This is a genomic window from Umezawaea sp. Da 62-37, assembly GCF_032460545.1.
GTDB lineage: Bacteria > Actinomycetota > Actinomycetes > Mycobacteriales > Pseudonocardiaceae > Umezawaea.
Window position 1 is genome coordinate 706,831 of the sequence record NZ_CP135965.1, and the last position, 26,841, is coordinate 733,671.

Here is a 26,841-nt window from a genome sequence, read left to right on the forward strand (position 1 = left end):
CTGTGCTTCCGGCCACACGGCCGCGTAGCACCGCCCGGCGCGGGCTCCCCGGTGGTCGAATGGTCTCCGGGGTCCCGCACGGCCCGTGACGACCCCGCACCACCCAGGCCAGACCCGAGGAGACCGCGATCATGTGCGCCGCGTGCGGAGTTCCCGCCCACGTCCCCGAACCGGGGGCGATCGCCGATCCCGGTCCCGCGCCCACCGGACCGCGCAAGTTCGCCGCGCTGCGCAACCGCGACTGCAGGCCGTACCTGTTCGGCGCGGGCCTGGCGATGATGGCGGACAACGTCGAGCACGTGATCACGTACTGGGTGCTGTGGGAGAAGTTCCACTCCCCCGCGCTCAGCGGGTTCCAGGTGATCAGCCACTGGCTGCCGTTCCTGTTCTTCTCCGTCTACTTCGGATCGCTGGCCGACCGCTTCGACTGCCGCAGGCTGATCCAGGCCGCGCAGGTGCTGTTCATGGCGGTCTCGGTCGCCTGGGGAGTCCTGTTCCTCACCGACACCTTGCAGGTCTGGCACGCGTGCGTGCTGCTGGTGCTGCACGGGTGCGCGGGCGCGCTGTGGGGTCCCGGCGAGCAGTTGCTGCTGCACGACTTCGTCGAACCCGACGAGCTGCCCAGCGCGGTCCGGCTCAACGCCACGTTCCGCAGCCTCGGCGTCCTCTTCGGACCCGTGGTCGGTTCGGCGCTGCTGCTGGGGTTCGGGCCGATCGGCGGGATCTTCGCCAACGTCGCGTTCTACCTGCCGCTCACGCTGTTCCTGTTCCGCACCAGGTTCACCGGCCACATCCGCAACGAGGGCGGGAAACGCGCGCGGCTCGGCATCGTGGACTCGTTGCGCGTGTTCCGCGACGTCCGCTCCAACCGCACGCTGGTCAGCATGATCGTGCTGGCCGGGCTCGGCTCGTTCTTCGTCGGCGCCTCGCTCCAGTCGTCCATGCCGATCTTCGCCCACGACCTGGGCAGCGGCGGCGCGGGCCTCACCTACGGTGTCCTGCTGTTCGCCAACGGCGTGGGCGGAGTCGTCGGCGGCATCCTGCTGGAGGCCAGCGGTCGCATCAAACCCAACGTCCCCGCCGCCGTCGTCAGCACCGGCGTCTTCGGGCTGACCAGCCTGTTCTTCGCGTTCACCACCAGCTACCCGCTCGCACTGCTCATGCTGCTCGTGGGCGGCGTCGCGAACATGGCCTCGATGTCCATCGGCCAGACCGTCGTCCAACTCCTCGCCCCGCCGGCCGACCGCGGACGCGTCATCGGCCTCTACGGCATGTCCTCGGGCGGCCTCCGCGCGGGCAGCGGCTTCACCGTCGGCCTGCTCGGCGCCGCCATCGGCGTCCACTGGTCACTGGGCCTGAGCGCCATCGCCCTCTGCCTCGGCACCGCCGCCGCCGGGTACTACGCCCTGCGGCCGCAGCGGGTGTGAGCCGGCGGACCGTCAGGGCACGACGACCGGACAGGTGCGGCTCATCACCGCGCCGACCCCTCTCACCGCACCTCGTCCCCCGCGGGCGCGGGCACCACCGGAGGCGCCTCCGCCGCGTCCACCGGCTCCCGCGCCCCGCGGTTGCGGTCGCGGCGGTCCCAGAAGCCGAGCATCGGGGTGGCCATGATGGTGGTGACCAGGGCGACGACGACCAGGACGCTGAACAGTTCCCTGGTCACGATCCCGGCGGCGAGTCCGACGTTGATGGCGATGAGCTGCATCAGGCCGCGGGCGTTCATCAGGGTGCCGACGCGCAGGGCCACGGCTTGCGATTCGCCCGCCAGGCGGGCGGCGAGCCAGCAGGCGCCGAACTTGCCGAGCACGGCGACGGCCACGCAGGCCAGGGCGAACAGCAGCACCGAGGGGTGGACGAGCAGGCCGAAGTCGGTGTTGAGGCCGGAGTAGGTGAAGAACAGGGGCAGGAACACCAGGTTGATCGGGTTGATCGTCGCGACCGCCTTGTCCACGGCGGCGGTGTGCGGGAACACCACACCGAGGGCGAACGCGCCGAACACCGCGTAGAGGCCGATCACGTCGGTGTACCAGCAGGCCATGAACAGCATGACGACGACCATGAGCAGCAGGTGGTTGGGGCTGAGCCGCTCGGTCACGGCGCCGATGCGATCACGGGCGCGGACCAGGAGCGCGAGCATGGCCACCAGCACCACCGTGCCGCCCGCCGCGACCGCGAACAGCCCGGCGCTGCCCGCGGCGATGCTGAGCACGCCCGCGAGAAGCACCCACGCCACCCCGTCGTCCAGGGCGCCCGCGGCCAGCGAGAGGGAGCCGAACCGGGTGTCGGTGAGTCCGCGCTCGGTGATGATCCGGGCCAGCATGGGGAAGGCCGTGATCGACAGCGTGACGCCGACGAACAGCACGGACACCAGCAGCGGCACGCCCGGCACGAAGACGTCGACCAGGTTGTAGGTCAGCAGGCTCAGGCCGACCCCGAGCAGGAGCGGGGCCATCACGCCCGCCAGGGAGATCGCGGCGGCCGACCGGGCGACGCGGCGGACGCGGTCCACCCGGAACTCGTAGCCCGTCTGGAACATGAACACCACGAGCCCGATCTGGCCCACGACGTACAGGACCGGGCGGAGCTGCTGGGGGAAGAGCGCGGTCTCGACGCCCGGCGCGATCAGGCCGAGCACCGACGGGCCGAGGACGACGCCCGCGACCATCTCGCCGACCACCGGGGGCTGGCCGATGGAGCGCAGCGCCCAGCCGACGAGCCTGCACGTCACGAGGATGACGGCGACGGCGATGAAGAACGCGGGTGCCAGCTGGGTTGGGGACAAGGTCGTCACGCCCTTCGGGTCGGGTGGGTCAGCCGGTGGACGGGCAGACCTGCTGCGGCTCGGCGTCCCGCGCGTCGAAGTAGTTCCCGGCGAGCCGGGCGCGTCGGGCGTCGAACACCATCCAGGTGCCCAGCCCCAGTTGCAGGAGGCTGCGCCAGAGGTCCTCCCACCGGTCGCGGACCCGCAGGAACGCCCGGACCGCGAGGACGCGGTGGGCGGGCAGCGGGTCGTCACGGCGGACCAGCAGGCACGGGGCGGCGTGCGGGATGGACCGGGTGTGCGAGACGGTGGAGTCGAGCGTGAAGCGGGCCAGCACCTCGCGCACGGCGGCCCGCATGATCAGCGGGGACAGCCGCCACGCGGGGCACGGCCGGTTGGCCGCGACGCCGAACGGGATGTGGTGGGCGGTGCGGCCGGACAGCCGTTCCCAGCGGGACGGGTCGAACACCTCCGGGTCGTCGTACCCGGTGGCGTGGTAGTCGGGGTAGCTGAAGCACAGCACCGAACCCGACGGCAGCGTGGTGCGCCCGTCGACCTCGATGTCGGCGGTGGTGATCCGGTGGGCGATGCCGAACAGGGGGTACATCCGGAAGGTCTCGTCCAGCACGTGGCCCAGGTAGCGGTCATCGGCCGGGTCGGCGGCCAGGCGTTCCTGCACGTCGTGGTGGCGGGCCAGCACGAGCAGCAGGTGCGCCATCGCCTCGGACATCTGCACCACGGCGGTGTTGAGGAACGTGCCCTGGAGGTAGTGCACCTGCTCCTGGACCGTCAGCGTCGACGGCAGTTCGTGCGCCACCTCCCCCGCGCGCACCCGGCGTTCGAGGTAGCGGGTGAGCCGGGCCCGGCGCGCGGGGTGGCGCAGGCCGGTGCACTTCAGGGAGGTCACGACGTCGCGGGCGTGGCCGACGATGAGCGCCCTCGCTTCGGGCGGACAGGGTTCCCGGAACAGCAGGCCGTGGAAGAACTCGGCCCACACCGGCATCATCAGGTCCCGCAGCCGGACCAGCGTCGCCCGGCCGGTCACGAGTTCGTCGAGGACGGACGCCGTGCGGCGGCCCGCGGCGGCGGACAGCTCGGCGCTGGGTCCGGCCAGGATCCGCAGCGTGCAGCGGGCCACGTCGTCGTAGCGCGGTCCGGCCTCCAGGTGCTCCTGGTGGACCTCGGGTCCGGGCGAGAGCCAGTACCAGAACAGGTCCGACAGGCCCGCGCCCCTGCTGCGGCCGTTCGCGGCGGGGTGGGAGTAGACCTCCTCGAACCGGTCGGCGCCGACGAGGTCGTCGGGGAACGTCATGGCGTTGTCGCCGTTGACGCGCGCGAACACCTTGCCGCGCAACGCGACCACCTGGTCGGGCAGCCAGTACGGGGTGGACAGCACGGCGCACGTCGCGACGACCTTGGCGAGGCTCACCACGAGGCCGCTCCCCTGGTGACGACGAGGTCGCGGGTCAGGTCGGCGAGGCCGCGGCCGCCGCAGAGCGCGAGGGCGTGGTCGAACTCGTCGCGCAGCAGGTCCAGCACCTGCCGCACGCCGTCCTCACCGTCGGCGGCCAGACCCCACACCACCGGCCGGCCCACGCCGACCGCGGTGGCGCCGAGGGCGAGCGCGAGCGCCACGTCGCTGCCGCGCCGCACCCCGCCGTCGAGCAGCACGGGGACCCGCCCGTCAACGGCGTCCGCTATCCGCGGGAGCGCGTCGAGGGCGGCGGGAACGGCGTCGAACTGGCGGCCGCCGTGGTTGGAGACGACGATCCCGTCGAGTCCGCGTTCGACGGCGAGCCGGGCGTCCTCGGGGTGGAGCACTCCCTTGAGCAGCACGGGCAGGGTTGTGCGGGCGCGCACGAGGTCGAGGTCATCCCAGGAGAGCGCGGCCGACATCTCGATGTCGCGGGTCCCGCCCGGCGGTCCGCCCGGCAGGTCGCGCATGTTCTCCGCGGCGAACCCGGCGGGCAGGTCGTCGAAGCCGTTGCGGACGTCGCGTTCACGGCGGCCGAACACCGGTGAGTCGACGGTGACGACGAGCGCGGTGCACCCGGCGTCCTCGGCCCGGCGCACCAGGCACCGGGTGACCTCGGCGTCGGGTTGCAGGTACAGCTGGAACCAGACCGCGGCGGCCGGGTCGACCGACCGCGCCGCGGCCACCACGGCGCCGACGGCCACGGTGGAGGCCATGCTGGACACCAGGACCGTGCCCGCGGCGGCGGTCGCCCTGGCCGTGGCCAGCTCGCCGTCGGGGTGCGCGAGCCGGTGGAACGCGGTGGGCGCCACGACGACCGGCATCGACGCCCGCGCGCCGGGCAGCGCCACGGCGAGGTCGCGGGTCGGGGTGCCGCGCAGGATCCGGGGCAGCAGCGCGAACCGCCCGAACGCGCGCTCGTTGTCCGCCAGCACGACCTCGTCGGCCGCGCCGCCCGCGAAGTAGTCGTAGTGCACCGGGTCCAGCAGTTCGCGCGCCCGGTCGTGCAGGTCGGACAGGCCGGGACTCACGGCCTGCCCGCCGTCACCCGTTCCAGGTGCGCGCGCAGGAACTCGCGCAGCGGAGCGCGGTGCACGGCCTCGCTGTCCCACTCGTTCTCGAGGTTCTCGGTGATGTGGTGCTCGGCCACGAACTCCCCGCCGCGGTACCGGCGCACGACCGGGTGCAGGTAGCGCCCGTCCAGCCCGCTGGTGTCCTGCTGGGAATTCCGGCCCGCCGTGATGTCGAACGGGTTGACCAGGTCGTGGTCCTCGCCGTACTCCAGGGTGATCGTCAGGTAGGACTCGACGTCGCCGAACACGCCTGTGCCCGCGGCCGCCTCGAGGTGCGCGACCGGGATCTCCTCGGCGTAGCGCACCGAGCCGTCCGAGCCGACCAGGACCGCGTCGCACAGGAACCCGAAGACCTGCCACAGCGCGGAGCTGCGGTTGACCCGGTCGATCACGGCGTCGGCGACGGCCTCCGCGGTCGGGGCCAGCTCGCGGCTGGGCCAGGCGACGTCGTGGTGGCGCTGCTCCAGGATGTGGTGCAGGGCGCGCACGCCGTAGCGGAAACCGTGGATGAAACCGCTGGTCGACTTCTTGAAGTCGCGGACCTGGGTGATGGTCCCGGCGAAGTGCAGGCCGGGGACGTTGATCGATTCCCAGGTCTCGGTCTGGGCCGGGAAGCGGTTGTTGATGGTCAATTCAGGACGGCATTCCGGGGTGAACACCGACGCGTCGAAACGGAAGCCGGTGGCCAGGATCACCCGGTCGTAGCGAATTTCCTTCACCACTTCGTCCACCCGTGCAAATGAGACGCGGACGAGGAACCCGTCACCGTCGGCCCGAATGCTCAAAATGCGGCCGTCGAGCAGCGCGTTCTGGGACTTGAGCTGATAGGTGTCCAGGAAGTTGTTGTTGACCGCGCGGAGGTGGCCGACGAAGTGCGTCTGCCAGGCCAGCCGCAGCGAGCCGGGTCCGGCGACGTGGATGACGGCGGCGTTCTCGATCAGGTTGTCCGCGGTCTCGAACGCGGAGTTCCCGCGCCCGACGATGAGGACCCGCTGGTCGGTGAAGCCCTCGGGGTCGGCGGGGGTGTCGTAGTAGAGCTCGGCCAGTTCGACGCCCTCGATGTCGGGCACGTACGGCAACGAGACGCCGGTCGCCATGATCACGCGTTTGGCCCGGTAGGTGTTCCCGTCCTGGTCACGGGCCACGAAGTCATCCGGGCGGCTGATCTCCTCAATGCGCGTGCCGTAGCGGATCGCCAGGTCGTGGGCGGTCGCGAAGTCGGCGAGGTAGCGCAGGAAGTCCTCGGCCGCCGGGAAGTAGCGGGGCGTGTAGGTGGTGAACAGCGGCGCGTTCTCCTCCGACAGCAGCGAGTTCCAGTCGGTGCGCAGGCGCAGCTCCGGGTCGTCCCAGCCGGTGTGCACCTTGTTGATCGAGATCAACTTCCGGTGCCGGGGGAAGCGGGTGAAGAAAGTGCCCGGCGAATCCCCCGATTCGACGATGAGGTAACTCCGCCCCGCACGGGCGAGGAAATAGCCCGCCTGCAAGCCGGCAGGACCCCCGCCGACCACGAGGTAATCGATCGACTGTTCGCCCGACACCCAATTCTCCGATCACCGACCAGTGACGCACTGACGTGATTGAGGTTTAAAGCACTTGCCCCTATTTAGCAAGTGTGGTCCACATCACAGCCATTCGGCGGAGGTGCCGACAATGATGAGAAGATAAAAGCTAGACCGAATGGAGTGATTTCCTGTCGACTTCCTGTCGATTCCCGTCGGGGGTGGACCGCACTGGTAGGGAGTGCGCAGAACGGTGACACCGGCGCGAGCGGAGATCGACGTGGGCAGTTCGACCGATGGCGTGTTCCCCCAGGCGCTGCTCGACTCGCTGGACCGCGATCCGGGCGGGGTCGCGTTCGAGCACGGTGCGCGCACGGTGACCCGCGGCGAACTGCTCGACCTGGTCGGCCGGTTCGCGAGCGGGCTCCGGGCCGCCGGGCTCGGCCCCGGACGAGGGGTCGCCGTCGGCACCGCCGTCACCCCGGAGGGGTTCGCCGTCCTGCTGGCCGCCTACGCCCTGGGCTGCCGCGTCGTCGGGGTCCGCCCCGGTCTCACCCCGGCGCAGCTCCCCCACGTCGTGGGCGACGTGGACGCGCTGGTGGTCGACGACGCCGTCGGCACGCCCGAACTGGTGGCCGCGGCGGGGTCCGCGACCGTGCTGCGGATCGGCCCCGGACTCCAGGGCGAGCCGGAGAAGCCCGTCGCCGTCGGCGATCCGGACGACGTCGCCGTGGTCACGTTCACCAGCGGCAGCACCGGGACGCCGAAGGGCGTCGCCCTCACCTACGCGGCGATGAGCGCGAAGTGGTGGCACCTCCGGGTCAGGGACCCGCGGGCGGAGCGGCTCTCCGAGGGGTACGACCGGTTCCTGCTGTTCGGCACGCTCACCAGCGTCGTGATGCAGGAGCACCTGCACGTGTGCCTGCTGTCGGGCGGCACCGCGGTGATCCCCGAGGGCCTGCCGGTGTTCCCGCGGGTCATCCCGGAACTGCGGGTCACCGCGTGCCTGCTGACCGTGGCGCGGCTGCACCACGTGCTCGACGTGCTGCGCGCGGAGCGGGTCGACCTGAGCGGCCTGCGCGTGATGATCGTGTCCGGCTCCCCCATCGCCCCCCACCGGATGGCCGAGGCGTTCGAGCGGATCGGCCCCGCCGTGCGGCAGGGCTACGGGCAGACCGAGATCGGGCTCATCACCATGCTGACCGCCGAGGACGTCGCCACCTGGCCGGGCGCGATCGGCTCGGTCGGGCGACCGTGGGCCGGGATCGAACTCGAGGTGCGCGACGACGACGGCCACCCGCTGCCCACGGGCCGCATCGGCGAGATCTGGGTCCGCACGGCGTACGCGCTGAAGGGGTACTGGAACGACGAGGAGCAGACCGCGGACCTGCTGCGCGACGGGTGGGTGCGCACCCGCGACATCGGCCACCTCGACGAGCGGGACTTCCTGCACCTGACCGGCCGCGCCCGCGACGTGATCATCGTCAACGCGATCATCCACTACGCCGGGCCGATCGAGCAGGCGCTCGCCTCGCACCCCCGGGTCGACCAGGCCTACGTCGTCGGCGCGCCGGACGAGCGCACCGGCGAGGCCGCGCACGCGTTCGTGGTCCGCGCGGGCGACCGCGACCCCAACCCCGACGACCTGCGCGCGCTGGTCGCCGCGGCGCTCGGCGAGGCGGCCGTTCCGGCGACCATCACCGTCGTCCCCGGCGTTCCCGTGGCGCCCAGCGGGAAGCCGGACAAGCGCGCCCTGCTCTCCGCGCTGCCCACCGGCGTCTTCCTGGGCAGTTCGGCGCGCCGCCCGTCGGGGCGCTAGCCGCCCAGCGCGATCGCACGGCGCACGTCGTCGGCGTAGGCCTCGGGCTGTTCCCAGGCCGCGAAGTGACCGCCCGCGCGGTGTTCCACGTACTCGCGGACGTCGAGGAACGCCTCGGCGTAGCCGCGCGGCTCCGGCTTGAGGTCGTGCGGGAACACCGACAGCACGGTCGGCGTGTCGATCCGGCCGGGAAGGGTGCCCGGTTCGGTGTAGGTGGCGAACGAGGTGCCGATGGTGCCGGTGACCCAGTAGGCGCTGACCCGGGTGAGGAGTTCGTCCGCGGTGAAGGCCGACCCGTCGGACCAGGACTCCAGCTTCTCGACGATCCACGCCGCGAGGCCCGCGGGTGAGTCGCCCAGGGCGACGGCGAGGGTGTTCGGCCGGGTCGACTGCTCCGCGATGTACCCGCCCTCGGCGCGGAACCACCCCGCCGACCGGTCGAGGTAGGCGACCGCGTCGGGCGCGAGCCCCGCCCTGTCGGCCGTGAGCGCGTGCAGCGGGGCGACGTTCGTGAGGTGCAGGGCGGCCACCCGGTCCGGGTGCTCGGCCGCGAGGATCTCCGCGACGGTGCCGCCCACGTCGCCGCCGGACAGCGTGTACCGCGGGTAGCCGAGCCGGTCCAGCGCGTCCGCCACGATCCCGGCGATGCGGTTGACCGACATGCCGGGAGTGGTGAGCGGGGCGGCGAACGGGAAGCCCGGCAGCGCGGGAACGACCACGTGCACGTCCGCGAGCAGGGGCAGCACCCGTTCGAACCGCAGCACCGAGTCGGGCCAGCCGTGCAGCAGCACGACGACCGGGGCGCCGGGATCCGCGGACCGCTGGTGGATCACCCGCAGCTCGGTGCCGCCCGCCCGCACCGTCGTCCACGGGTACTCGCCGACGCGGCGCTCGTGCACGCCCCAGTCGTACCCGTCCGCCCAGCGTTCGAGCAGGTCGTCGAGGCGGGTGCCGCTCAGGCCACGCGTCCCGTCATCGCTCCACGGGGTCGTCACGCGCCGCGTGAGCCGAAGTCGTTCCTTGAGGTCGTGGTCCATGTGTATCACCGTACACATCATGTGTATGCTCGTACACATGACTTCCCGCAACGCGGCCGCCACCCGGCAGCGGATCCTGGAGCACGCGCGGAACCAGTTCGCCCGGCACGGGTTCGCCGCGAGCACGGTCAAGGGCGTGGCCGACGCGGCAGGCGTGTCGCCCAACCTCATCACCCGCTACTTCGGCGGCAAGGACGGCCTCTTCCTCGCCGCCACCAGGGTGGAGATCCCGGTCTCGGACTCCTTCGACGGCGACCTCTCCGCCCTGGGCTCGCGCCTCGCGGCGAGCATCGTCCGACGCTGGTTCGGCGCACCCGGCGAGGACCCGCTGCTGGTGCTGCAACGCGCGTCCGGCGAACGCCCGGAGGCGGCGGAGGCGCTGGCCGCCTTCCTCGACGCGAACTCGCTCGAACCGCTGCACCGCTACCTGCGCGACAGCGGCCTGGACGACACCGAAGCCCACCGCCGCGCCGCCGCCATCGACGCCTTCGTCCTCGGCGTCTCGACCCGCCGCCGCGTCCTGCGCTCCGAACTCGGCGACCCCGCCGACCTCCACGCCTGGCTGGGCACCACCATCCAGCGCCTCGCCGACGGATGACGCACGACGGGAACATCCCGGCGCCCCAGGCGTTGTACTGGATGCCGCACCGGTCAGGACCCCCGGGCCTCACCCCTTCGCCACCACGAGTGGCCACTCGCCGAGAGGCGTCCACCGGTGCGGTGCGCGACACGGCAGGGCTGGTGGGAGCGGCGACTCCCACCAGCCCTGCTCGCGTTCACAGACCGGTTCGAAGCGCGCGCATCCCACCGAAACCCTTGGCACGCAAGGTATCGGCCGACCTCCGGACCGCACACCCGACCACGACACCACCGACAACCGACCGGGGCGGAAGTGTGGCGACCACGACACCCGGCCGGGAAACATCCCGACGCCCCAAGCGTTGTACTGGATGCCGCACCGGTCAGGACCCCCGGGCCTCACCCCTTCGCCACCACGAGTGGCCACTCGCCGAGAGGCGTCCACCGGTGCGGTGCGCGACACGGCAGGGCTGGTAGGAGCGGCGACTCCCACCAGCCCTGCTCGCGTTCGCGGGTCGTGCTCAGTCCAGGAAGTGGTCCAGCGTCAGGGGGAGTTCGCGCACCCGCACCCCGGTGGCGTGGTAGGCGGCGTTCGCGATCGCGGCGGCGGTGCCGACGATGCCGATCTCGCCGATCCCCTTGGTGCCCATGGGATTCACGTGCGGGTCGTCCTCCTCCACCCAGTGCGCCTCCACGTTCGGGACGTCGCTGTTGGTGGCGATGTGGTACTCGGCGAAGTCGTGGTTGACGACGTGCCCGAACCGCTCGTCGAGCACGCTTTCCTCGTGCAGAGCCATGGACAGGCCCATCGTCATGCCGCCGACCAGCTGCGAGCGGGCCAGTCGCGGGTTGACGATCCGGCCCGCGGCGAACACCCCGAGCAGGCGCGGGACCCTGACCTCGCCGGTGTCCACGTGCACCCGGACCTCGGCGAACTGGGCGCCGAACGCGTGCATGGCGTAGTCGTCGCCGGAGGCCTCCGGCATCTCGCCGGTCATCTCGTCGCCCTCGTCCGGGTCGTCGCCGAACTTCTCCCGGAACGCGCGCGCCGTGGCCACGACCGTCGAACCCCACGACGTGATGCCGGACGACCCGCCCGCCACCGAGGCGTTCGGCAGCGCCGTGTCGCCGATCTGCATCTCCACGTCCTCGAACGGCACGCCCAGCGCGTCCGCCGCCACCTGCGCGAGCGAGGTCCACGTGCCGGTGCCGATGTCCGCGGCGCCGATCTCCACCCGGTACCGGCCGGGGATCACGTACCGGATGGTGGACACCGATCCGGGCATGCTGTTGACCGGGTAGGTCGAGGACGCGACACCGGTCCCGATGAGCCAGCCCGCCTCCTCGCGGACCCGCGGCGCCGGATCGCGATCCGCCCAGCCGAACCTGCGGGCGCCGTCGCGCAGGCACGCCACCAGGTTGCGACTGGAGAACGGCTTGCCCGAGTCGGGGTCCACGTCCGGCTCGTTGCGGATCCGGAACTCCACCGGGTCCACCCCGGAGGCGATCGCCAGCTCGTCGACGGCGGCCTCCAGCGCGAACATGCCGGGGCACTCGCCGGGCGCGCGCATCCACGAGGGCACCGGAACGTCCAGCACGGCCAGCCGGTGCGTCGTGCGCCGGTTCGGCGCGGCGTACATCATCCGGCTCGACACGGCGGTCTGCTCGGCGTACTCCTTGATCCGCGACGTCTGCTCCACCACGTCCACGGCCACGGCCGAGAGCCGCCCACCCGCGTCGCAGCCGAGCCGGACCCGCTGGATCGTGGGCGTCCGGTAGCCGACCAGGGAGAACATCTGCTGCCGGGTGAGGGCGAGCTTGACCGGTGTGCCGGGCACCGCCTGGGCGGCCAGGGCGGCGACGACCACGTGGACGTGCGCCGTGCCCTTGGACCCGAACCCGCCGCCGACGTGAGGCGCGACGACCCGCACGTGCTCCGGGTCGAGCCCGAGCACCTTGGCCACGGTCTCGCGGGTGGGGTGCACGCCCTGCGTGGAGTCGTGCAGCAGCAACCAGTCGCCGGTCCACTGCGCCGTCGTGGTGTGCGGCTCCATCGGGTTGTTGTTGTACCAGGCCGTCTTGTACGTCTCGTCGACACTGAATGCGGCCTCTCCCATGGCCGCGTCCACGTCGCCCTGATCGGTATCGGTCTCGAAGCCCGCGTTCACCTCCTCGGGCGCGCGCAGGTCGTCGCGATCGGCGCTCAGGTGCACGTCGTGCGGGTGCTCGTCGACCTCCACCCGGACCAGCCCGGCCGCCTGCCGGGCGATCTCGCGGGTCCGCGCGACCACGGCGGCGACGACCTGGCCGCGGAAACCGATCTCGTGCCGGAACGCGTCCAGCTCGGCGTCGTCGGTCGAAGCGAGGGTCGGCGCGTTGTCGGGCGTCAGCACCGCGAGCACGCCGTCAAGGGCGAGCGCGGCTGTCGTGTCGACCCCGGTCACGGTGCCGCGGGCGACCCGCGCCTGCACCAGCTCCAGGTACGCGGGGTCGGTCACCCGCTGATCGCCCGCGTACGGCGCGGTGCCGGTGACCTTGGCGGGGCCGTCGACCCGGCGCGGGGACTGGCCGAGCGCACGCGGCGGCATCACTTCGGTCATCGTTCCTCCAAGCTCAGTTCGCGCAGCGCGGCGACGATCGTGTTGCGGGCCAGTGGCACCTTGAACCCGTTGTCGGACAACGGTCGCGCCGCGGCCAGTTCCAGCTCGGCCGCCCGGCGGAACGCCTCCTCGGTGGCCGGGCCGCCCAAGAGCTCCTCCTCGGCGGTCGTGGCCCGCCAAGGTTTGTGCGCCACTCCCCCGAGCGCGATCCGCACGTCGCGCACGACCCCGCCCTCGACCCGCAGCACGGCGGCCACGGACACCAGGGCGAAGGCGAACGAGGCGCGGTCGCGGACCTTCCGGTACAGCGAACGGGTGCCTGGCGGCAACGGCGGCAGGTCCACGGCCGTGATCAGGTCACCCCCGGACAGAACCGTGTCGCGCTCCGGCTCGTCGCCGGGCAGCCGGTGCAGGTCCACGAGCGGGATCACCCGCTCACCCTCCGGTCCCCGCACGCGCACCCGCGCGTCCAGCGCGGCCATCGCCACCGCCATGTCCGACGGGTGGGTGGCCACGCACCGCTCGGACGCCCCGAGGATCGCGTGCTGCCGGGTGGAACCGCCGACCGCGGAGCAGCCGGTGCCGGGTTCGCGCTTGCCGCACGGCGTGGTGACGTCCTGGAAGTACACGCACCTGGTGCGCTGCAACAGGTTTCCACCGGTCGTCGCGAGGTTGCGCAGTTGGCCGCTGGCGCCCGACAGCAGCGCGCGGGCCAGCACCGGGTAGTCGCGCAGGACCACCGGGTGCGCCGCCAGGTCGCTGTTGCGCACGGTCGCGCCGACCCTCAGCCCCCCGTCCGGCAGCTCCTCCACGTCGTCGAGCGGCAGACCACCCAGGTCGACCAGCAGTTCGGGCTCGGTGACGCCGAGCTTCATGCGGTCGACCAGGTTCGTGCCGCCCGCGAGGAAGGCCACCGATCCGCGCGAGGTCGCCGTGGCGATCGCGCCATCCACATCGGACGGTCGCTCGTAGTCGAAGGGGATCACCGGGCACCGTCCTGGATGGCGTCGACGATGTTGCCGTAGGCGGCGCATCGGCAGAGGTTGCCGCTCATCCTTTCGCGGATCTCCTCACCGGACAGCTCCACCGCGCCCGCGAGGTCCGCGGTCGCCGCGCTGGGACGGCCCTCGGCCACCTCGGCGAGCATCCCGACCGCCGAGCACACCTGCCCCGGCGTGCAGAACCCGCACTGGAAGGCGTCGCGCTCGATGAACGCCTCCTGCACGGGGTGCAGCCGCTCACCATCGGCGAGTCCCTCGGCCGTGGTCACCGTCGCGCCGTCGTGGGCGATCGCGAACGTCAGGCACGTGACGACCCGCCGCCCGTCGAGCAGCACCGTGCACGCCCCGCACTGCCCGTGGTCGCACCCCTTCTTCGGCGCCGTGGCACCGAGCCCGTCGCGCAACGCGTCCAGCAACGTCGTCCGGCTGTCCAGTCGCACCTGCCGTGCCCGGCCGTCCACGTGCAGCTCGATGTCGCTCTCCACCCGTGACTCCTCCGCTCGTCGTCAGCGAGGAGTGCCCGGTTCTCCGGCGGGTCAATCGCCGGTACCCCCATTCGGCCGGTGCGGGTGACGCGAACGGTCGTGTTCGGCCGGGCCGGACATTGGTTTTGGTCAACACTGAAGCAATAGCGGCGGTAGCAGCTCCGGATGCCGCTCAGCCCTGGTACGGCGGCGCCACTCCCCAGCCCCAGCGCGGGACGGGCGCCTCGCGGACGGGGTCCGCGCCGGGGGCGGAGTTGGCCACCGCGAGGCGGGTGCCCCACTCGACGTAGCCCACGAAGGCCGCCCGGAACTCCGGGTCGGCGGGCAGGCCTACCTCGTCGGCGGCGTCCACCATCAGGTTCACCCAGCGCCTGCGCTGCGGTTCGGTGATCGCCTTGCCGATGTGCCTGGCCACCATGGGGCCGTAGCCGCCGCGCTCGGCGGTGTAGTCGGCCGGCCCGCCGAAGACCTCGGCCAGCCAGAGCGCGACGAACCGGGCGTGCTCGGGGTGCATGTCCGCGAACAGCGGCGCCAGCAGGTCGTCCACGCGGACCAGCCGGTAGAACGCTTCGCACAGCTCCACGAACGCCGCCGTGCCGCCTGCCCACTCGTGCAGGCTCGGGATGTCTCTACCGTTCATGGCCAGAGCCCACCACCAGCCGCACGGATGATCAAGTACGCACCATTCGGTAAGGAGCCCCCATGGCCAAGCGCTACCACTGCCCGGTCGAGCTGGCGGTCGACGTCGTCGGAGGCAAGTGGCGGACGGTGATCCTGGCGCACCTGAAGGAAGGGGTGCACCGGTACGGCGAACTGCGCAGGCGGATGCCGGACGTGAGCGAGAAGATGCTGGTGCAGCGGTTGCGGGAGTTGCAGGAGGCGGGGCTGGTGGAGCGGGTGGAGTACGACGGCACGCCGTTGAAGGTGGAGTACCGGCTCACGGAGGAGGGCGCCAGCCTGGGGCCGGTCCTCCAGGCGTTGTACGACTGGGGGACGGGGAGGGCTGAGAGGACGGGGACCGCGGTCGGGTGAGGTGTCGGGTTGTCACCGGGTGTCGCTTCAGCCGTGCTCCGAGTGCGGCCGACTTGACTTGGAGCCCCCTTTGGCTTCGTCGGGCTGGAAGGGCAGGTGGTGGAGCTGCCGCCGACGTGGGTTCAAGCCCAAAAACCCCAGGTCAAGCCGACCGCACAAGCGGACGAGCACGCTCGGTGGGTGGCTGGGCGGCAGGTCGGCTCGCTGTCGGTGTGACGGGGCAGGTTCGCCCGGTGTCGGCGTGGGTGGCCGCTTTGCGCGGTGCCGTCGTGGGTCGGCGGATCCGGCTGTGGCCTTCGGTTCCGGGTCGGCCTGCCCGGTGGGTCGGGGTTACCCGGCGGTGTGGAGCAGGGTGGCATGGTGGTCCGCACGGGTGGTGGGAGCTGTGGTTCGGGGTTCGCGGTGGTGCGACCGGGGGTTCCGGTCGGGTGCGATCCTGTGGATCACGGCGAGCAGCCAGCCGCGTCGGTGTTCGGGCGCGGGCAGGTGTTCCGCGTGGCGCCAGGCCAGGAGCAGGGCCTCTTGGACCACGTCCTCCGCGACGGCGCGGTGTCCGGTCAGGCGTTCGGCGTAGGCCAGCATCGAGCGGCCGTGGTGTCCGAACAACGACCGGACGAACGCCTCGGCCGTGTGGTCCCTTCGAGTCATGCCCGCCTTCCACGTCCCGGTCCCACCGCGACGGCGGGCTTCGGGCCAGTGTGGTGGGCGTGGGCGGTGGTCTCCACGTGCAACCACCGGCAGAACCGGCGTTCGGGCGGTGTCCGGTCCCGGCGTGGAGCGGTTCGCCGGGCGGGGTTCCGAACGGGCAGGCGATATCCTGAGCTGATGACCGCGTCTGAAAGCGGAAGCGCCCGGAGCACGCCCGGTCGCACGCTTGTCGACCACCTGGTCGGGTGACCGTGGCGGGCGAGGCGATCCCCGATCCGACCCGGCTCGCGGCGTTGGCGTCGGCCTACCGCAAGCGGACGGGGCTGACGCAGGAGGAGTTGAGCGATCTCGCCGCGGTCAGCGTCCGCGCGATCAGCGACATGGAGGGCGCCCGCGCGCGGTGGCCGCAGCGGCGCACCCTCGACCGGCTGGTTACCGCGCTGGGGTTGAGCCCGGACGAGCGCGACGAGTTCCTGCGCGTCGCGCGCAACGGCAAGGTGGCCAAGCCCCCGGCGGATCCGCGGGTGGTTGCGCCCGCGCCGTGGTCGCAGCTGCCCGTGGGCACCACCCACTTCACCGGTCGGGACGCCGAGTTGAGCGTTCTGACGGGCTTGGCCCGTTCGGCGGCCGACGGACCCGGCCGGGTCGTCCTGCTGCACGGTGCGCCGGGGAGCGGCAAGTCCGCCACGGCGGTCCGGCTCGGTCACCTGGTGGCCGACCTGTTCCCCGACGGTCAGGTCCTCCTCGACCTGGCGGGCACCACCGACGTCCCGGCCGACCCCGCGGTCCTGCTCGGCAGGCTGTTGTCCGGGTTGGGCGTGCCGGAGTCGCGCCTCCCCGCGGCACTCGCCGACCGCGCCGAGCTGCACCGGTCGCTGGCGCGCGGCAAGCGGCTGCTGCTGGTCCTCGACGACGCCACCGGTGCCGAGCAGGTCCGTCCGGTGCTCACCGCCCGGCCGGGCTGCCTGACCGTCATCACCGGCAGGCGCGACCTGGCCGACCTGGACGGGGTGTCGCGGATCCGGTTGGGGAGCCTGTCCCCCGCCACCGCGCGCCGCCTGTTCGAGTCGGTGCTCGGTCCCGCGCGGGCCATCGGCGAGGAGCAGGCGGTGGAGAGGGTCGTCGAGCAGTGCGGTGGTCTCCCGCTGGCGCTGCGGATCGCGGCGAACCGCCTCACCACCCGTCCGCACTGGCCCGTCGCGCACCTGGCCGAGCAGATGCGCACCCCGCGCACCGCGTTGGCGACGCTGACAGCGGGCGACCTGAGCGTGCGCGGCGCGTTCGAGGCGTCCTGCGACCGGCTGCCGGCTGACACCGCGCGGCTGCTCCGGCACCTCGGCCGCGGGCCGGCCGAGACCGACGTCGCCCACGCCGCCGCGCTCACCGGCACCGACCCCGGCCAGGCGCGACAGGCGCTCGACCGGCTGCACGCGGAGGGCCTGCTGGAGCGGTTCCCGAACGGCCACTACCGGATGCACCGCCTGCTCCACACGTTCGCCGGCCTGCTGTAGGGCCTCCTACACCGTGGGCAGGGTCCCGCCGTCCAGGACGAACTCGGCCCCGCTGATCGACGCAGCCCGGTCGGACACCAGGAACGCGATCAGCTCCGCCGCTTCGGCCGGTGACGCCGGGCGCCCGATCGGGATCCCGCCGAGCGAGTCCATCACCTGCCGCAGCGCCGCTTGGAGGTCGATCCCCTGCCCCTCGGAGATCCGCCGGATCAGCCCGTCGGCGCCGTCGGTCCGCACGAACCCCGGCGCGACGCTGTTGACCCGCACGCCCTTCGGCGCGACCTCGTTCGCCAGCCCCTTGCTGTACGTCGTGAGCGCCGCCTTGGCCGCGGCGTACCCCAGGGTCGCCTCGAACAACGGCATCCGCCGCTGGATCGACGACACGTGCACCACCGCGCCCGCGCCCGCCTGGATCATCGCCGGGATGAACGCCCGGTCCAGCCGGACGGCGCTGAGCAGGTTCGTCTCCAGCTCCTCCCGCCACCGCTCGTCCGACAGCGCGGCGAACCCGCCGGGACCCGCGTGCGAGCCGCCGACGGTGTTCACCAGGATGTCGAGGCCACCGAGCCGCTCGGTCACCCGCTCGACCACGGTCGCCGCGCCCTCGGGTGTGCTGATGTCGGCGGCGATGACCAGCTCGGAGTCGGTCGCGCCGCGCGCGGTGGTCATGACCACGGCCCCCGCGGCGGTGAGCCGGGCCACGACGGCCGCGCCCATCCCGCGACTGCCACCGGTGACCAGTGCCCGCCGTCCGGCGAGCGACTCGCTGATCGTGGTGCTGCTGTGCTCGTCCATGGTTCCCCTCGGTCGTCGGATGTCCCCGACGTTCCGCCTTCCGGTAGGGGGAAGGTCAAGCGGAACAAAGGTCACCGTCGAGTGACGGCGGTGCGCTCGCTCGCCAACGAACCCGGCCACCTCTTGAGGATCTCTTCTCCCGGATGGAAGCCGTTCGTCCACCCCGCCCATTCCCCCGATGTGCAGGATATGACGTACAGGTGCCTGGTCGACCCCGGCGGTTCGGCCTTTCGGCTGATGCTGACCGCGCCCGCCACGGGAATCGCGGTCTCCAGTTGCGGATACCATTCGGAGTGTTCGAAGTTCTTGTTGACGGCCGAATCGTACTCGATGATCAAGTGGTATTCCTGCCCGCTGTCCGGCCCGCAGTTGATCGTGGCGATGTAGGTGTAGAGGGGTTCCACGACCTCGGCCGGAGCGGCACCGACGGCCCGAAGGCGGCCGTCGGGGCAGGTGCCGACGGGTCGCGGCTCGTTGGGCAACGACGTTCGACCGGGAGCTGCCACCGGAGCCGACGTGCCGCTTGGCGCGACGTCGTGGGAGTTCGGTGACGAGAACGGTGTCAGCGCGACCACCACGATCCCGGCCAAGCCGATTATCCCGAGTGTTCCCAGGATGATGAGGGGGACGTGGTCGACCACACGACGATCGCTCTGGCTTTGGTGGAAGTTGACGATTCGCCCAGCCTGCGTGGCTGAACCGAATTCGCCCTGCATCCCGTTGCGAGTGGTCGGATCTTCGCTGTCTTCACCACCGGTCGTCATAACAGAAAGTCTGCCGAGGGCCGGTTGGTGTTACAGCCTCGCGGAATTCGTCCGCCGAATTGCGGGAAATTCACTCACACGGCCGCGGATCAATCATCAACGCACAACTCCCCAGCCCTTCGCCAAGGGGATCAGGCGGACCGCCGCGGCACCAGGACCCACCACCGCAGCACCGCGAAGCGGGCCACGCCGCCGATGACCGTCATGACGGTCATGGCCGCGGTCTCCTGCACGTAGGTCGGCTCGGCGACGAACGACTCCAGCACCAGCAGCCCCAGCGAGGTCGCCCCGCTCGACCAGGCCCAGCTGACGAGGTTCTGCACGGCCATCCGGTCCGGCACTGCGGTCGCGCCGGAGAAGGTGACCCGGCGGTGCAGTTCGGCGCTGACGACGGTCGTGGCCGCGATGGCGAGCAGGTTGGCGAACACGGCCGGGATCACGAGCCTGAGCAGTCCGTAGACGCCGAACGTGGCCAGGGTGGACGCGGTGCCGACCAGTCCGAAGCGCACGGCCTGGCCGACCAGAGGCCGCGACACCCGCGGCGCGCTCGGCACGAGGTGGTCGCGCGGGGCGAGGTCGATCATCATGGCCACTCCGGAAGGTCTCGACGTCGTACGGGGTCGAGCTTCCGCCTCGGACGGCCGGAGATCATCGTCCCGGTGCAGGCCTTCGTCTACCGCGGGCGCAGTACGCCGGACACCGGCGCGTAGATCGTCAACTTCAGCGCCGGGTCCTCGTTGGCCTGGAAGGTGGCGTAGTCGTACTCCACCTCGCCCCTGACGGGGTCGTGCAGCGACTTGCGGCCCGCCCCGCTGCCGAGGACGTCGTGCTGGTCCCACCAGGTCTCGAACTCGGGGCAGCCGTCGCGCAGGCGGGCGGCCAGGTCGACGAACGCCGGGTCGAGCGCCCACAGGTCGTACACCGCCCGGAACTGGGCCACGACGTGCTTCGCCTGCGCCTGCCAGCCCGGTCCGAACAGCCGCCGCGCGGTCGGGTCCAGCAGGAGGTACACGAGGATGTTGCGGTCCCCCTCGGGCAGCCTCCCGAAGTCGGTGAACAGCTCGGTGGTGGCGGCGTTCCAGGCCAGGACGTCCCAGCGGCGGCCGGTGACGTAGGCGGGGCGGTCGAGGCCCTCGACCAGGCGCCGGGTGGTCGGCGGCACCTCCTCCCGCTCGAACCCGCGCCGGGCGACGTTGCGCGCCAACGCCCTGAGGTGCGCCTTCTCCACCTCGTCCAGGCGCAGCGCGCGGGCAAGGGCGTCGACCGTGGTGGACGAGGGGGTCACCGTCCGCCCCTGTTCCAGGCGGATGTACCAGTCCACGCCGATGTCCGCGAGTTCGGCCACCTCCTCGCGCCGCAGGCCGGGCGTGCGCCGCCTGCGCCCCGCGGGGAGGCCGACGGCCTCCGGGGTCAGCCGTTCGCGCCGGGAGCGCAGGAAGTCGCCGAGTCCGGTGCGGGTCATCTCCGTCAACGCCGTCGCCCTCCGCCGGGTGGCACTGCCCAGTCCCAGGACAGTACTAGGCCTGGATGCGGTCCGGCGATCCGCGCACGATGGCCGTGCCAGGTCGGACGACGGAAGTGGACCAGCCATGAAAGCCGCAGTGCTCGAAGCCTTCGGATCGCCGCTCTCGGTGCGGGAGGTCCCCGACCCGGTGCTCGGCACGGGTGAGGTGGTCGTCGACGTCGTGGCCGCGGGGGTGCTGCCGTACGCGGCCGAGGTGTTGAGCGGCGAGCGGCGCTACCTCCTCACCCCGCCGGTCGTCCCCGGCGCCGGGGCGGTGGGCCGGGTGCGCGCCGTCGGGCCCGACTCGACCCGGCTCGCGCCCGGCGACTGGGTCCTGTGCGACCCGACCGTGCGCTCGCGCGACGACGCGCGGACGCCGGACATCACGTTGCAGGGCGCGAGCGCCCGCGGTGACGGCGGCCTGCGGTTGCAGGAGCACTTCGGGCAGGGCTCGTACGCCGAGCGCCTGCTCGTCCCGACCGAGAACGCGTATCCGCTCGGCTCGGTCAACCCGGCCGACGCGGGCCGGTGGACCGCCCTCAACCTGTGCCTCGTGCCGTTCGGCGGGCTGCTCGCGGGCGATCTGAGGGCGGGCGAGACGGTCCTGGTCAGCGGCGCGACCGGGCACTTCGGCAGCGCCGCCGTGGCCGTCGCCCTGGCCATGGGGGCCGGCTGCGTGGTCGCGCCGGGCCGCGACGAGGAGGTGCTGGCCGACCTGGAGCACCGGTTCGGCCCGCGGGTGCGGACCGTCCGGCTCTCCGGCGACGAGGCCGACGACCGCGAGCGGATGAAGGGCACGGCCCCCGGCCCGATCGACCTCGTCCTGGACCTGCTGCCGCCGTCCGCGAGCACCACCCCGGTCCGAGCGGCCGCGATGACCGTCCGCGAGCACGGCCGGGTCGTCCTCATGGGCGGGGTGGGGATGCTCGGCGGCGACGACCTCGCGCTGCCCTACCCGTGGATCATGCGCAACAACGTGACCGTGCGCGGGCAGTGGATGTACCCGCGCGAGGCCAACGTCCAGCTCATCAGCATGGTGGACGCGGGGTTGCTGGACCTGGCCGCGTTCGACGTCACGGCCTTCGACCTCGACCACGCCAACGAGGCCGTCGCGCACGCCGCGAGCGACAACCGCCGGTTCGCGCTGACCGTCATCCGGCCCTAACCGCGCAACGGCCGGAACACCTCGCGGAGGGTCTCGGCCAACAACCGGGGTTCGGCGACCGCCGGGAAGTGGCCGCCGCGATCGTGCATGTGCCAGTCGGTGAGCGTGTAGAACCGCTCGGCGAGCAGGCGCGGCGGTTTGGGGAACGGGACGCGCTCGCCGCCGAAGACGCTGACCGCCGTGGGCACCGGCGACGGGTCGTCGGCGGGCAGCGCGCTGCCGGGGGTGTGCAGGGACGCCCAGTAGGGCAGCAGCGACGAGGTGATCGTGCCGGTCGTCCAGTACAGGGTGAGCGTGCCCAGCAGCAGGTCCCGGTCGAACGCGGGCGCTCCCCCGTCGGTGGTGCTGCTCCACGCGGTGACCTTCTCGCCGATCCACGCCGCGAGGCCCACGGGTGAGTCGAGCAGGGCCGCTCCCAGCGTGGCCGGCTTGGTGGAGTGCTCGTGGGCGTACCCGCCCTCCTCGGCGGTCCACGCCTCGGCTTCGGCCGCGTAGGCCCGTTCCGCGGGTGTCCACGGCTCCGGTGCCGTCGGCAGGCCGGGCGTGGCCAGGTGGATGCCGAGGACGGCGTCCGGGTGCGCGCGGGCCAACCGGGCGGTGACGCCTGCGCCCAGGTCGCTGCCGTGGGCCGCGTACCGCGGGTGCCCCAGGCCGTCGGCCATGAGCCGGTGCCACAGCCCGGCGACCGCCTCGGCCGTGAGACCGCCGGGCGGGGGCGGTGCCGAGAAGCCGAAGCCCGGCAGCGACGGCACGACGACGGTGAACGCGTCGGCCGGGTCGCCGCCGTGCGCGGCCGGGTCGGTCAGCAGCGGGATGATGTCGAGGTACTCGCAGAACGAGCCGGGCCAGCCGTGGGTCAGCAGCAGCGGCAACGGGTCCGGCCCACGGCCCGGCGCGTGCACCACGTGCAGCGACTGGCCGTCGACGTCGGCGCGCAGGTGGGTCAGACCGTCCAACCTGGACTGGAACCCCGCGGTGTCGAACGACTTCCAGTCCGCCACCAGCTCGGCCAGCCAGTCCGACGGCACGCCCCGTTCCCATCCGCCGGTGTCCGCTGCGGGCAGTCGGGCGCCGGCAAGGCGGTCGCGCAACCGGTCGAGCGCGTCGGTGTCCAGGAGCGCCCGGACGGGTTCGGTCGTGACGTCACCGTTCATCCGCCCAGCATCCGGTCTTCCCGGCCCGAGTGCACGTCCGCGGGCTGCCGCAGCACGAGCAGACCACCGACGCCGGGCACGATCGACAGCAGGCGCGTCCGCGTGGACGCCGCGTCCCAGCGGAACGCCAGCACGACGACGACCAGGTAGGCGCACCCGTGGGTGGGCCCCAGCAGGGACGACACCTGGCGCCAGTGCACCGTGAGCAGGTTGGTCAGCAGCAGGACCAGTGAGACCAGTTCGACCGCGGCGGCGATCCGCAGGGCCCGTCGGGGTGGGGTCACGTCACGCTCCCGTCGTCGAGCCGGGGCGCACGATCATCAGCACGGTGACCGCGGCCCACAGCAGGTTGAACATCCCGGTGTGCATGGCCAGCCGCCTGGCAGGCGCCCCGTCCGACAGCACGCCGCGCTGGCCGGGGAGCACGAGCAGTCCCAGCACGGCGGCGGCCGCCGCAGTCAGGCCGATCGACACGAGCAGCCACGCGTCGCCGAGCACGCCGAGGCTGCTCGCGGTGGCGAGGCCGAAGACCGGCACGGCGATCCCGACGACGGCGTAGACGCGGCAGACGCGGTGCAGCACCCGCAGCGCGGGCCGATCGGGTTCGGGCGCGCGTGCCGCGGCCGGGAACATGCTGGCCGCCACCGCGACCGGCCCGACGGCGAGGATGGCGGCCAGCACGTGGATCGACAGCAGGAGCTTCGTCATCCGTCCACTCCGGACCCCTCGGGCGCGACCCGGCGACCGGTGACCTTGCTGGTGGGCAGGCGTCCGGCCTTCGACCTGCCGCTCATGGTGTCGCCGTCGACCGTGACGTCGAAGGTCAGGTTCAGCCTCATCGGCCGGGTGATCGCCTGCGCCCAGGTCAGCCGGTCGCCGTCGGCCACGAGGTCGGTGAGGACGACTTCGCCGCCGTGCCGCCGATCTCGGGCGACTCCGCGCAGCACACCGTCCTCCGTGGACAGCACGAGCAGGGCGTGCTGCTTGCCGATCGGGGTGTCGACGACGAGTTCCCAGGTCCCCTCCGCGGACGTCACGGGCGGGCCCCCGCGGTCGGCTCGACGCCGGTGGGACGCCAGACGGTGCCGCGCCGCTCGTGCGCGATGAGCTTCTCCACGGCGATCGCGACCCTCGGCCCCAGTTCGCGTTCCAGCAGGTACAGCGCCAGGTCCAGCCCTGAGGTCACGCTCGCGCCGGTCACCAGGTCGCCGTCGTCGACCACGCGGGCGTCCACCGCGACCGCCCCGGTGGCGTCCAGCACGTCCATCCCCATGTGGTGGGTCGTCGCGGGCCGCCCCTCGATCAGCCCGGCCATCGCCAGCACCAGCGAGCCACCGCACACCGTCGCCACCGTCAGGCCCTCGCGGTCGAGGCATTCCTCGAGCAGCGCGGGCAACGCGGTGTCCAGCGTGCGCCCGAGGATGGCGGGGATGTCGTCGTCCCGCGGTTCACCGCCGTCGGGCAGCCGCCCCAGCGCGCCCGGCACCACCACCAGGTCCGCCCGCGACGGCTCCAGCCCCGCGGACGCGCGCAGCGACAGCGACGCGATCCCGCTGGGCACGTCCCGCGCGCCCTCCGCCGAGACGAGTTCCACCTCCAGCAGCCCGTCGGTCAGCATCGCACCGGCGCCGAGCACCTCGAACGGCGCGATGGCGTCGAGCGGGTCGAACCCGTCGAACAACACGATCTGCGCGTGCATCACCTGATCAGCCCTCCTCGTTCTTGATCAGCTCGACGCTAACCGCGGTGGCGCGGCACCAGAACGGGCAGGAATGCCAGGTTCCAACGGATTCCCGCCGGCGCGGCGCCGTCCGGATGACCGCCGGCATCGACTCGCGGCCGGCCGCCGGAGGCGTCCTCGACTCGCTGGTGGGCCGCCGGCTCCACGTAGGGGCCAGGCGGTGGGTCCCTTCGGGCCAGGTGCGCGCCGAGTCTGTCGACATCGACAGCTCGTGGAGCCGGGAAGATCATGGAATTCTCATCGTTCCTGCCAGACAGTTGAATTTCCAACTACTTGGCACAGGAGCCCACTGATGCGTCTCAGCCAGTCCCGTCTGCTCGCCACGACCGGAGCCCTGCTCGCCTGCCTGGCCTCCGCCGTCGTCCCGACCGGTGTCGCCACCGCCGCGGTGACCTGCGCGCCGGACGGCTTCGAGATCGACGACACCGGGGCGGGCGCCGCGCCGATCGCCGTGGGCACGACCGTCGACCGGGCCATCTGCCAGGAGCGGACCCCGTTGCCTGGCAAGAGGTTCGCCCAGGACGCGGACTTCTTCGAGTTCACCGCCGTCGAGGGGCAGGCCTACACCGTCGACGCCGTCGACGTCGGTTCGGCGCTGGTCAACAGCTCGACCGACCGCGGCGGCATCGCGCTGGGCCTGTCCCGGCTCAACGCCGACGGCACCACCTCGGGTGTCGACCAGAACCGCAGCCCCAACGAGGACCGGGTCACCACCGGCCCCCTCGCCGCGGGCCGGTACCGGATCAGCGCGGGCACCAGCGATCTCCAGGTCTACCCGGACAACGTGCTGACGACCAAGACGATCGAGGGCGACGCGGGCCGCTACGGCGTCTGGCTCTCCACGTCCGCTCCCGCTCCGGTCGTCACGTCGCTCACGATCTCGCCGAACCGGGTCAACGGCGGCAAGCCCGCCACGGCGACCCTGACGTTCAGCGCGCCGATCCCGGCAGGCGGCTCGTACATCAACCTGAGCAGCAGCAACGGTTTCGCGGCCACCGCGACCGGTTCGCAGCAGGTGCCCGCGGGCGCCACCCGGTTCACCGTCGCGATCACCACCGGCCGCGTGTCGACCGACACGCCGGTCACCTTCACCGGCCTGGTCGCGTTCGTGGGTCAGGGCGTGAGCACGGTCCTGACCGTGCGCAAGTGACCGTGCGCAGGTGACCGTGCGCAGGTGACCGTGCGCAGGTGACCTGACGCGGAAACGACCAGACGCGGACGGGCCCGGACCACAGCGGTCCGGGCCCGTCCGATCTCCACCGGTTCCACGGGGCGAGGTGTGGCCGACCAGCTCACCCGGCACCCCGTCAGCAGGCCCCGGCGAGCTTCTCCTCGATCGAGCCGACGGCGTCCAGCAGGATCCGCCCGATGCCCTTGAGGTCCGTCCGGTTCACCGTGCCGCCGATGACGATCGCGGCCACGGGATCGGCGTTGCCGAGGTGGATCGGAGCCGCCACCTCGACGAGTTCGGGGATGTACTCGCTGCGGGCGTAGGACAGCCCGGTGCTCCGGATCATCTCGAACTCGCGCTTCATCCGGTCGGCCCCGGTGACCGTCCACTGCGTGTAGGCGACCGGCGCGGTGCCGCAGAAGTTCACCGGGTGCCGCACGGTCTTCGCCAGCAGCAGCTTGCCCGCCGCCGAGCAGTGCGCGGGCACCGGTTTCCTCATCGCCATGGCGAGCCTGCTGTGCTCCTGGCCGTAAAGAGTACCCGCGTGCTGCACTTTCATACCTGTCAGCATACCGACGCTCACCATTTTACCGGTCAGCTGGAATAGCTCGAGCAGGAACGGCGTGATGGAGTAGCTGAAGTTCTGCACCTTGGCCACATCGCGCGTGGCCGCCAACTGGAAAATGTAATCCCCGAGCTCGTACGATTTCGATTCCATCCGCACCGCGAGGCGCAGATCCGTCAAAACCCTCATGAGCCGGTGCAGCGTCGACTTCGGCAGGTCGACCGTCCTGGACAGCTCGGACAGCGACAGCGGCCGCGGTGCCCCCGCCAAGACCTCGAGCACACCGAGCGCCTTGCGCAGCGGACCTCCTCCCGGCCCGTTACCACCCACCTCCACCAGGCTTTCGAGCCCCACGGGCCGCCCGATGGGCTGAGGCCGCGACTGCTGTGACAGTTCCCGAGAAGTACGTACGAAGTTCACCGCGATGCTCCCGTCGCTGAGGCGCTCCCGTCGCTGAGGC

General features: G+C 72.1%; 27 protein-coding genes. 7 read left to right on the plus strand and 20 right to left on the minus strand.

Annotated elements, in window-relative coordinates:
- The first annotated feature begins 131 nt into the window (after positions 1–131).
- Positions 132–1,427: an MFS transporter gene (locus tag RM788_RS03010; RefSeq protein ID WP_315929931.1), complete on the plus strand. Its 1,296-nt coding sequence runs from the start codon at positions 132–134 to the stop codon at positions 1,425–1,427.
- A 62-nt stretch (positions 1,428–1,489) separates the two neighbouring features.
- Here RM788_RS03010 and RM788_RS03015 read toward each other — a convergent pair whose 3' ends face one another.
- Genes RM788_RS03015 through RM788_RS03030 form a run of 4 tightly spaced genes read right to left on the minus strand, consistent with a single transcriptional unit; the run spans position 1,490 to position 6,849 of the window.
- Complete coding sequence (locus tag RM788_RS03015; protein WP_315929932.1) at positions 1,490–2,794, minus strand: cation:proton antiporter; 1,305 nt, start codon at positions 2,792–2,794, stop codon at positions 1,490–1,492.
- Between the two features lie 19 nt (positions 2,795–2,813).
- Entirely contained in the window at positions 2,814–4,193 is a 1,380-nt protein-coding gene (locus tag RM788_RS03020; protein ID WP_315929933.1) for a cytochrome P450, read from the minus strand.
- Positions 4,190–5,269: an alpha-hydroxy acid oxidase gene (locus RM788_RS03025; protein ID WP_315929934.1), complete on the minus strand. Its 1,080-nt coding sequence runs from the start codon at positions 5,267–5,269 to the stop codon at positions 4,190–4,192. The genes RM788_RS03020 and RM788_RS03025 overlap by 4 nt, the downstream gene beginning before the upstream one ends.
- Positions 5,266–6,849, minus strand: a complete 1,584-nt coding sequence (locus RM788_RS03030) for an NAD(P)-binding domain-containing protein (protein WP_315929935.1) — start codon at positions 6,847–6,849, stop codon at positions 5,266–5,268. The genes RM788_RS03025 and RM788_RS03030 overlap by 4 nt, the downstream gene beginning before the upstream one ends.
- A 214-nt stretch (positions 6,850–7,063) precedes the next feature.
- Here RM788_RS03030 and RM788_RS03035 point away from each other — a divergent pair, with 214 nt between their 5' ends.
- Positions 7,064–8,629 (plus strand): class I adenylate-forming enzyme family protein, encoded by a 1,566-nt coding sequence (locus RM788_RS03035; protein WP_315929936.1) that lies wholly within the window; start codon positions 7,064–7,066, stop codon positions 8,627–8,629.
- Here RM788_RS03035 and RM788_RS03040 read toward each other — a convergent pair.
- Positions 8,626–9,666, minus strand: coding sequence for an epoxide hydrolase family protein (locus RM788_RS03040; RefSeq protein WP_315929937.1), 1,041 nt, complete (start codon positions 9,664–9,666; stop codon positions 8,626–8,628). The two genes, RM788_RS03035 and RM788_RS03040, sit on opposite strands and share 4 nt — an antisense overlap.
- Positions 9,667–9,703: 37 nt before the next feature.
- Between RM788_RS03040 and RM788_RS03045 the strand changes: the two genes are divergently transcribed.
- Positions 9,704–10,264, plus strand: a complete 561-nt coding sequence (locus RM788_RS03045) for a TetR/AcrR family transcriptional regulator (protein WP_315929938.1) — start codon at positions 9,704–9,706, stop codon at positions 10,262–10,264.
- A 502-nt stretch (positions 10,265–10,766) separates the two neighbouring features.
- On the opposite strand, the gene RM788_RS03050 is transcribed toward RM788_RS03045, so the two are convergent.
- The 4 genes from RM788_RS03050 to RM788_RS03065 all read right to left on the minus strand — a co-directional run bounded on the left by RM788_RS03050 (position 10,767) and on the right by RM788_RS03065 (position 14,971).
- On the minus strand, positions 10,767–12,845 hold the full coding sequence (locus RM788_RS03050; protein ID WP_315929939.1) for a xanthine dehydrogenase family protein molybdopterin-binding subunit: 2,079 nt from the start codon (positions 12,843–12,845) through the stop codon (positions 10,767–10,769).
- The gene (locus RM788_RS03055) at positions 12,842–13,831 is read right to left on the minus strand and encodes an FAD binding domain-containing protein (protein ID WP_315929940.1); all 990 of its coding nucleotides are present in this window, start codon (positions 13,829–13,831) and stop codon (positions 12,842–12,844) included. Before RM788_RS03055 ends, RM788_RS03050 begins: the two co-directional genes overlap by 4 nt.
- Positions 13,828–14,331 carry a 2Fe-2S iron-sulfur cluster-binding protein gene (locus RM788_RS03060; protein WP_315929941.1) on the minus strand — a complete coding sequence of 168 codons (504 nt, stop codon included), beginning with the start codon at positions 14,329–14,331 and terminating at the stop codon, positions 13,828–13,830. The genes RM788_RS03055 and RM788_RS03060 overlap by 4 nt, the downstream gene beginning before the upstream one ends.
- A gap of 172 nt (positions 14,332–14,503) precedes the next feature.
- Positions 14,504–14,971 carry a group II truncated hemoglobin gene (locus RM788_RS03065; RefSeq protein ID WP_315929942.1) on the minus strand — a complete coding sequence of 156 codons (468 nt, stop codon included), beginning with the start codon at positions 14,969–14,971 and terminating at the stop codon, positions 14,504–14,506.
- A 62-nt stretch (positions 14,972–15,033) separates the two neighbouring features.
- Here RM788_RS03065 and RM788_RS03070 point away from each other — a divergent pair, with 62 nt between their 5' ends.
- Positions 15,034–15,363 carry a winged helix-turn-helix transcriptional regulator gene (locus RM788_RS03070; RefSeq protein ID WP_315929943.1) on the plus strand — a complete coding sequence of 110 codons (330 nt, stop codon included), beginning with the start codon at positions 15,034–15,036 and terminating at the stop codon, positions 15,361–15,363.
- A 330-nt stretch (positions 15,364–15,693) separates the two neighbouring features.
- Here RM788_RS03070 and RM788_RS03075 read toward each other — a convergent pair whose 3' ends face one another.
- A complete protein-coding gene (locus tag RM788_RS03075; protein ID WP_315929944.1) occupies positions 15,694–16,011 on the minus strand; it encodes a sigma factor in 318 nt (105 codons plus the stop codon).
- 245 nt (positions 16,012–16,256) lie between these two features.
- Here RM788_RS03075 and RM788_RS03080 point away from each other — a divergent pair, with 245 nt between their 5' ends.
- Positions 16,257–17,522, plus strand: a complete 1,266-nt coding sequence (locus RM788_RS03080) for a helix-turn-helix domain-containing protein (protein ID WP_315929945.1) — start codon at positions 16,257–16,259, stop codon at positions 17,520–17,522.
- A gap of 6 nt (positions 17,523–17,528) precedes the next feature.
- On the opposite strand, the gene RM788_RS03085 is transcribed toward RM788_RS03080, so the two are convergent.
- From RM788_RS03085 to RM788_RS03100, 4 genes are all read right to left on the minus strand, one after another.
- Entirely contained in the window at positions 17,529–18,317 is a 789-nt protein-coding gene (locus tag RM788_RS03085; RefSeq protein WP_315929946.1) for an SDR family oxidoreductase, read from the minus strand.
- Positions 18,318–18,388: 71 nt separating this feature from the next.
- Positions 18,389–19,081: a hypothetical protein gene (locus RM788_RS03090; RefSeq protein ID WP_315929947.1), complete on the minus strand. Its 693-nt coding sequence runs from the start codon at positions 19,079–19,081 to the stop codon at positions 18,389–18,391.
- 131 nt (positions 19,082–19,212) lie between these two features.
- Positions 19,213–19,668, minus strand: a complete 456-nt coding sequence (locus RM788_RS03095) for a GtrA family protein (protein WP_315929948.1) — start codon at positions 19,666–19,668, stop codon at positions 19,213–19,215.
- A gap of 86 nt (positions 19,669–19,754) precedes the next feature.
- Entirely contained in the window at positions 19,755–20,543 is a 789-nt protein-coding gene (locus RM788_RS03100) for a helix-turn-helix transcriptional regulator (protein WP_315929949.1), read from the minus strand.
- 127 nt (positions 20,544–20,670) lie between these two features.
- Between RM788_RS03100 and RM788_RS03105 the strand changes: the two genes are divergently transcribed.
- The gene (locus RM788_RS03105; RefSeq protein WP_315929950.1) at positions 20,671–21,750 is read left to right on the plus strand and encodes an alcohol dehydrogenase catalytic domain-containing protein; all 1,080 of its coding nucleotides are present in this window, start codon (positions 20,671–20,673) and stop codon (positions 21,748–21,750) included.
- Here RM788_RS03105 and RM788_RS03110 read toward each other — a convergent pair.
- Genes RM788_RS03110 through RM788_RS03130 form a run of 5 tightly spaced genes read right to left on the minus strand, consistent with a single transcriptional unit; the run spans position 21,747 to position 24,603 of the window.
- The gene (locus RM788_RS03110) at positions 21,747–22,904 is read right to left on the minus strand and encodes an epoxide hydrolase family protein (protein WP_315929951.1); all 1,158 of its coding nucleotides are present in this window, start codon (positions 22,902–22,904) and stop codon (positions 21,747–21,749) included. The genes RM788_RS03105 and RM788_RS03110 overlap by 4 nt on opposite strands.
- Complete coding sequence (locus RM788_RS03115; protein ID WP_315929952.1) at positions 22,901–23,188, minus strand: DUF3817 domain-containing protein; 288 nt, start codon at positions 23,186–23,188, stop codon at positions 22,901–22,903. Before RM788_RS03115 ends, RM788_RS03110 begins: the two co-directional genes overlap by 4 nt.
- 1 nt (position 23,189) lies before the next feature.
- Complete coding sequence (locus tag RM788_RS03120; protein WP_315929953.1) at positions 23,190–23,612, minus strand: hypothetical protein; 423 nt, start codon at positions 23,610–23,612, stop codon at positions 23,190–23,192.
- Positions 23,609–23,941 (minus strand): hypothetical protein, encoded by a 333-nt coding sequence (locus tag RM788_RS03125; protein ID WP_315929954.1) that lies wholly within the window; start codon positions 23,939–23,941, stop codon positions 23,609–23,611. The genes RM788_RS03120 and RM788_RS03125 overlap by 4 nt, the downstream gene beginning before the upstream one ends.
- A complete protein-coding gene (locus RM788_RS03130; RefSeq protein ID WP_315929955.1) occupies positions 23,938–24,603 on the minus strand; it encodes a DJ-1/PfpI family protein in 666 nt (221 codons plus the stop codon). Before RM788_RS03130 ends, RM788_RS03125 begins: the two co-directional genes overlap by 4 nt.
- A gap of 334 nt (positions 24,604–24,937) precedes the next feature.
- Between RM788_RS03130 and RM788_RS03135 the strand changes: the two genes are divergently transcribed.
- Complete coding sequence (locus RM788_RS03135) at positions 24,938–25,795, plus strand: hypothetical protein (RefSeq protein WP_315929956.1); 858 nt, start codon at positions 24,938–24,940, stop codon at positions 25,793–25,795.
- A 157-nt stretch (positions 25,796–25,952) separates the two neighbouring features.
- Here the strand turns inward: RM788_RS03135 and RM788_RS03140 are convergent, their stop codons facing one another.
- Positions 25,953–26,735: an IclR family transcriptional regulator gene (locus tag RM788_RS03140; protein WP_315929957.1), complete on the minus strand. Its 783-nt coding sequence runs from the start codon at positions 26,733–26,735 to the stop codon at positions 25,953–25,955.
- Between the last annotated feature and the right edge of the window lie 106 nt (positions 26,736–26,841).

Bases quoted from the DNA above. Each gene is read 5' to 3' on its own strand.
- RM788_RS03100 (WP_315929949.1), bottom strand. From the start codon at position 20,543: ATGACCCGCACCGGACTCGGCGACTTCCTGCGCTCCCGGCGCGAACGG.
- RM788_RS03050 (WP_315929939.1), bottom strand. From the start codon at position 12,845: ATGACCGAAGTGATGCCGCCGCGTGCGCTCGGCCAGTCCCCGCGCCGG.
- RM788_RS03110 (WP_315929951.1), bottom strand. From the start codon at position 22,904: ATGAACGGTGACGTCACGACCGAACCCGTCCGGGCGCTCCTGGACACC.
- RM788_RS03105 (WP_315929950.1), top strand. From the start codon at position 20,671: ATGAAAGCCGCAGTGCTCGAAGCCTTCGGATCGCCGCTCTCGGTGCGG.
- RM788_RS03120 (WP_315929953.1), bottom strand. From the start codon at position 23,612: ATGACGAAGCTCCTGCTGTCGATCCACGTGCTGGCCGCCATCCTCGCC.
- RM788_RS03045 (WP_315929938.1), top strand. From the start codon at position 9,704: ATGACTTCCCGCAACGCGGCCGCCACCCGGCAGCGGATCCTGGAGCAC.
- RM788_RS03130 (WP_315929955.1), bottom strand. From the start codon at position 24,603: ATGCACGCGCAGATCGTGTTGTTCGACGGGTTCGACCCGCTCGACGCC.
- RM788_RS03075 (WP_315929944.1), bottom strand. From the start codon at position 16,011: ATGACTCGAAGGGACCACACGGCCGAGGCGTTCGTCCGGTCGTTGTTC.
- RM788_RS03135 (WP_315929956.1), top strand. From the start codon at position 24,938: ATGCGTCTCAGCCAGTCCCGTCTGCTCGCCACGACCGGAGCCCTGCTC.
- RM788_RS03065 (WP_315929942.1), bottom strand. From the start codon at position 14,971: ATGAACGGTAGAGACATCCCGAGCCTGCACGAGTGGGCAGGCGGCACG.
- RM788_RS03010 (WP_315929931.1), top strand. From the start codon at position 132: ATGTGCGCCGCGTGCGGAGTTCCCGCCCACGTCCCCGAACCGGGGGCG.
- RM788_RS03070 (WP_315929943.1), top strand. From the start codon at position 15,034: ATGGCCAAGCGCTACCACTGCCCGGTCGAGCTGGCGGTCGACGTCGTC.
- RM788_RS03040 (WP_315929937.1), bottom strand. From the start codon at position 9,666: ATGGACCACGACCTCAAGGAACGACTTCGGCTCACGCGGCGCGTGACG.
- RM788_RS03090 (WP_315929947.1), bottom strand. From the start codon at position 19,081: ATGACGACCGGTGGTGAAGACAGCGAAGATCCGACCACTCGCAACGGG.
- RM788_RS03095 (WP_315929948.1), bottom strand. From the start codon at position 19,668: ATGATGATCGACCTCGCCCCGCGCGACCACCTCGTGCCGAGCGCGCCG.
- RM788_RS03085 (WP_315929946.1), bottom strand. From the start codon at position 18,317: ATGGACGAGCACAGCAGCACCACGATCAGCGAGTCGCTCGCCGGACGG.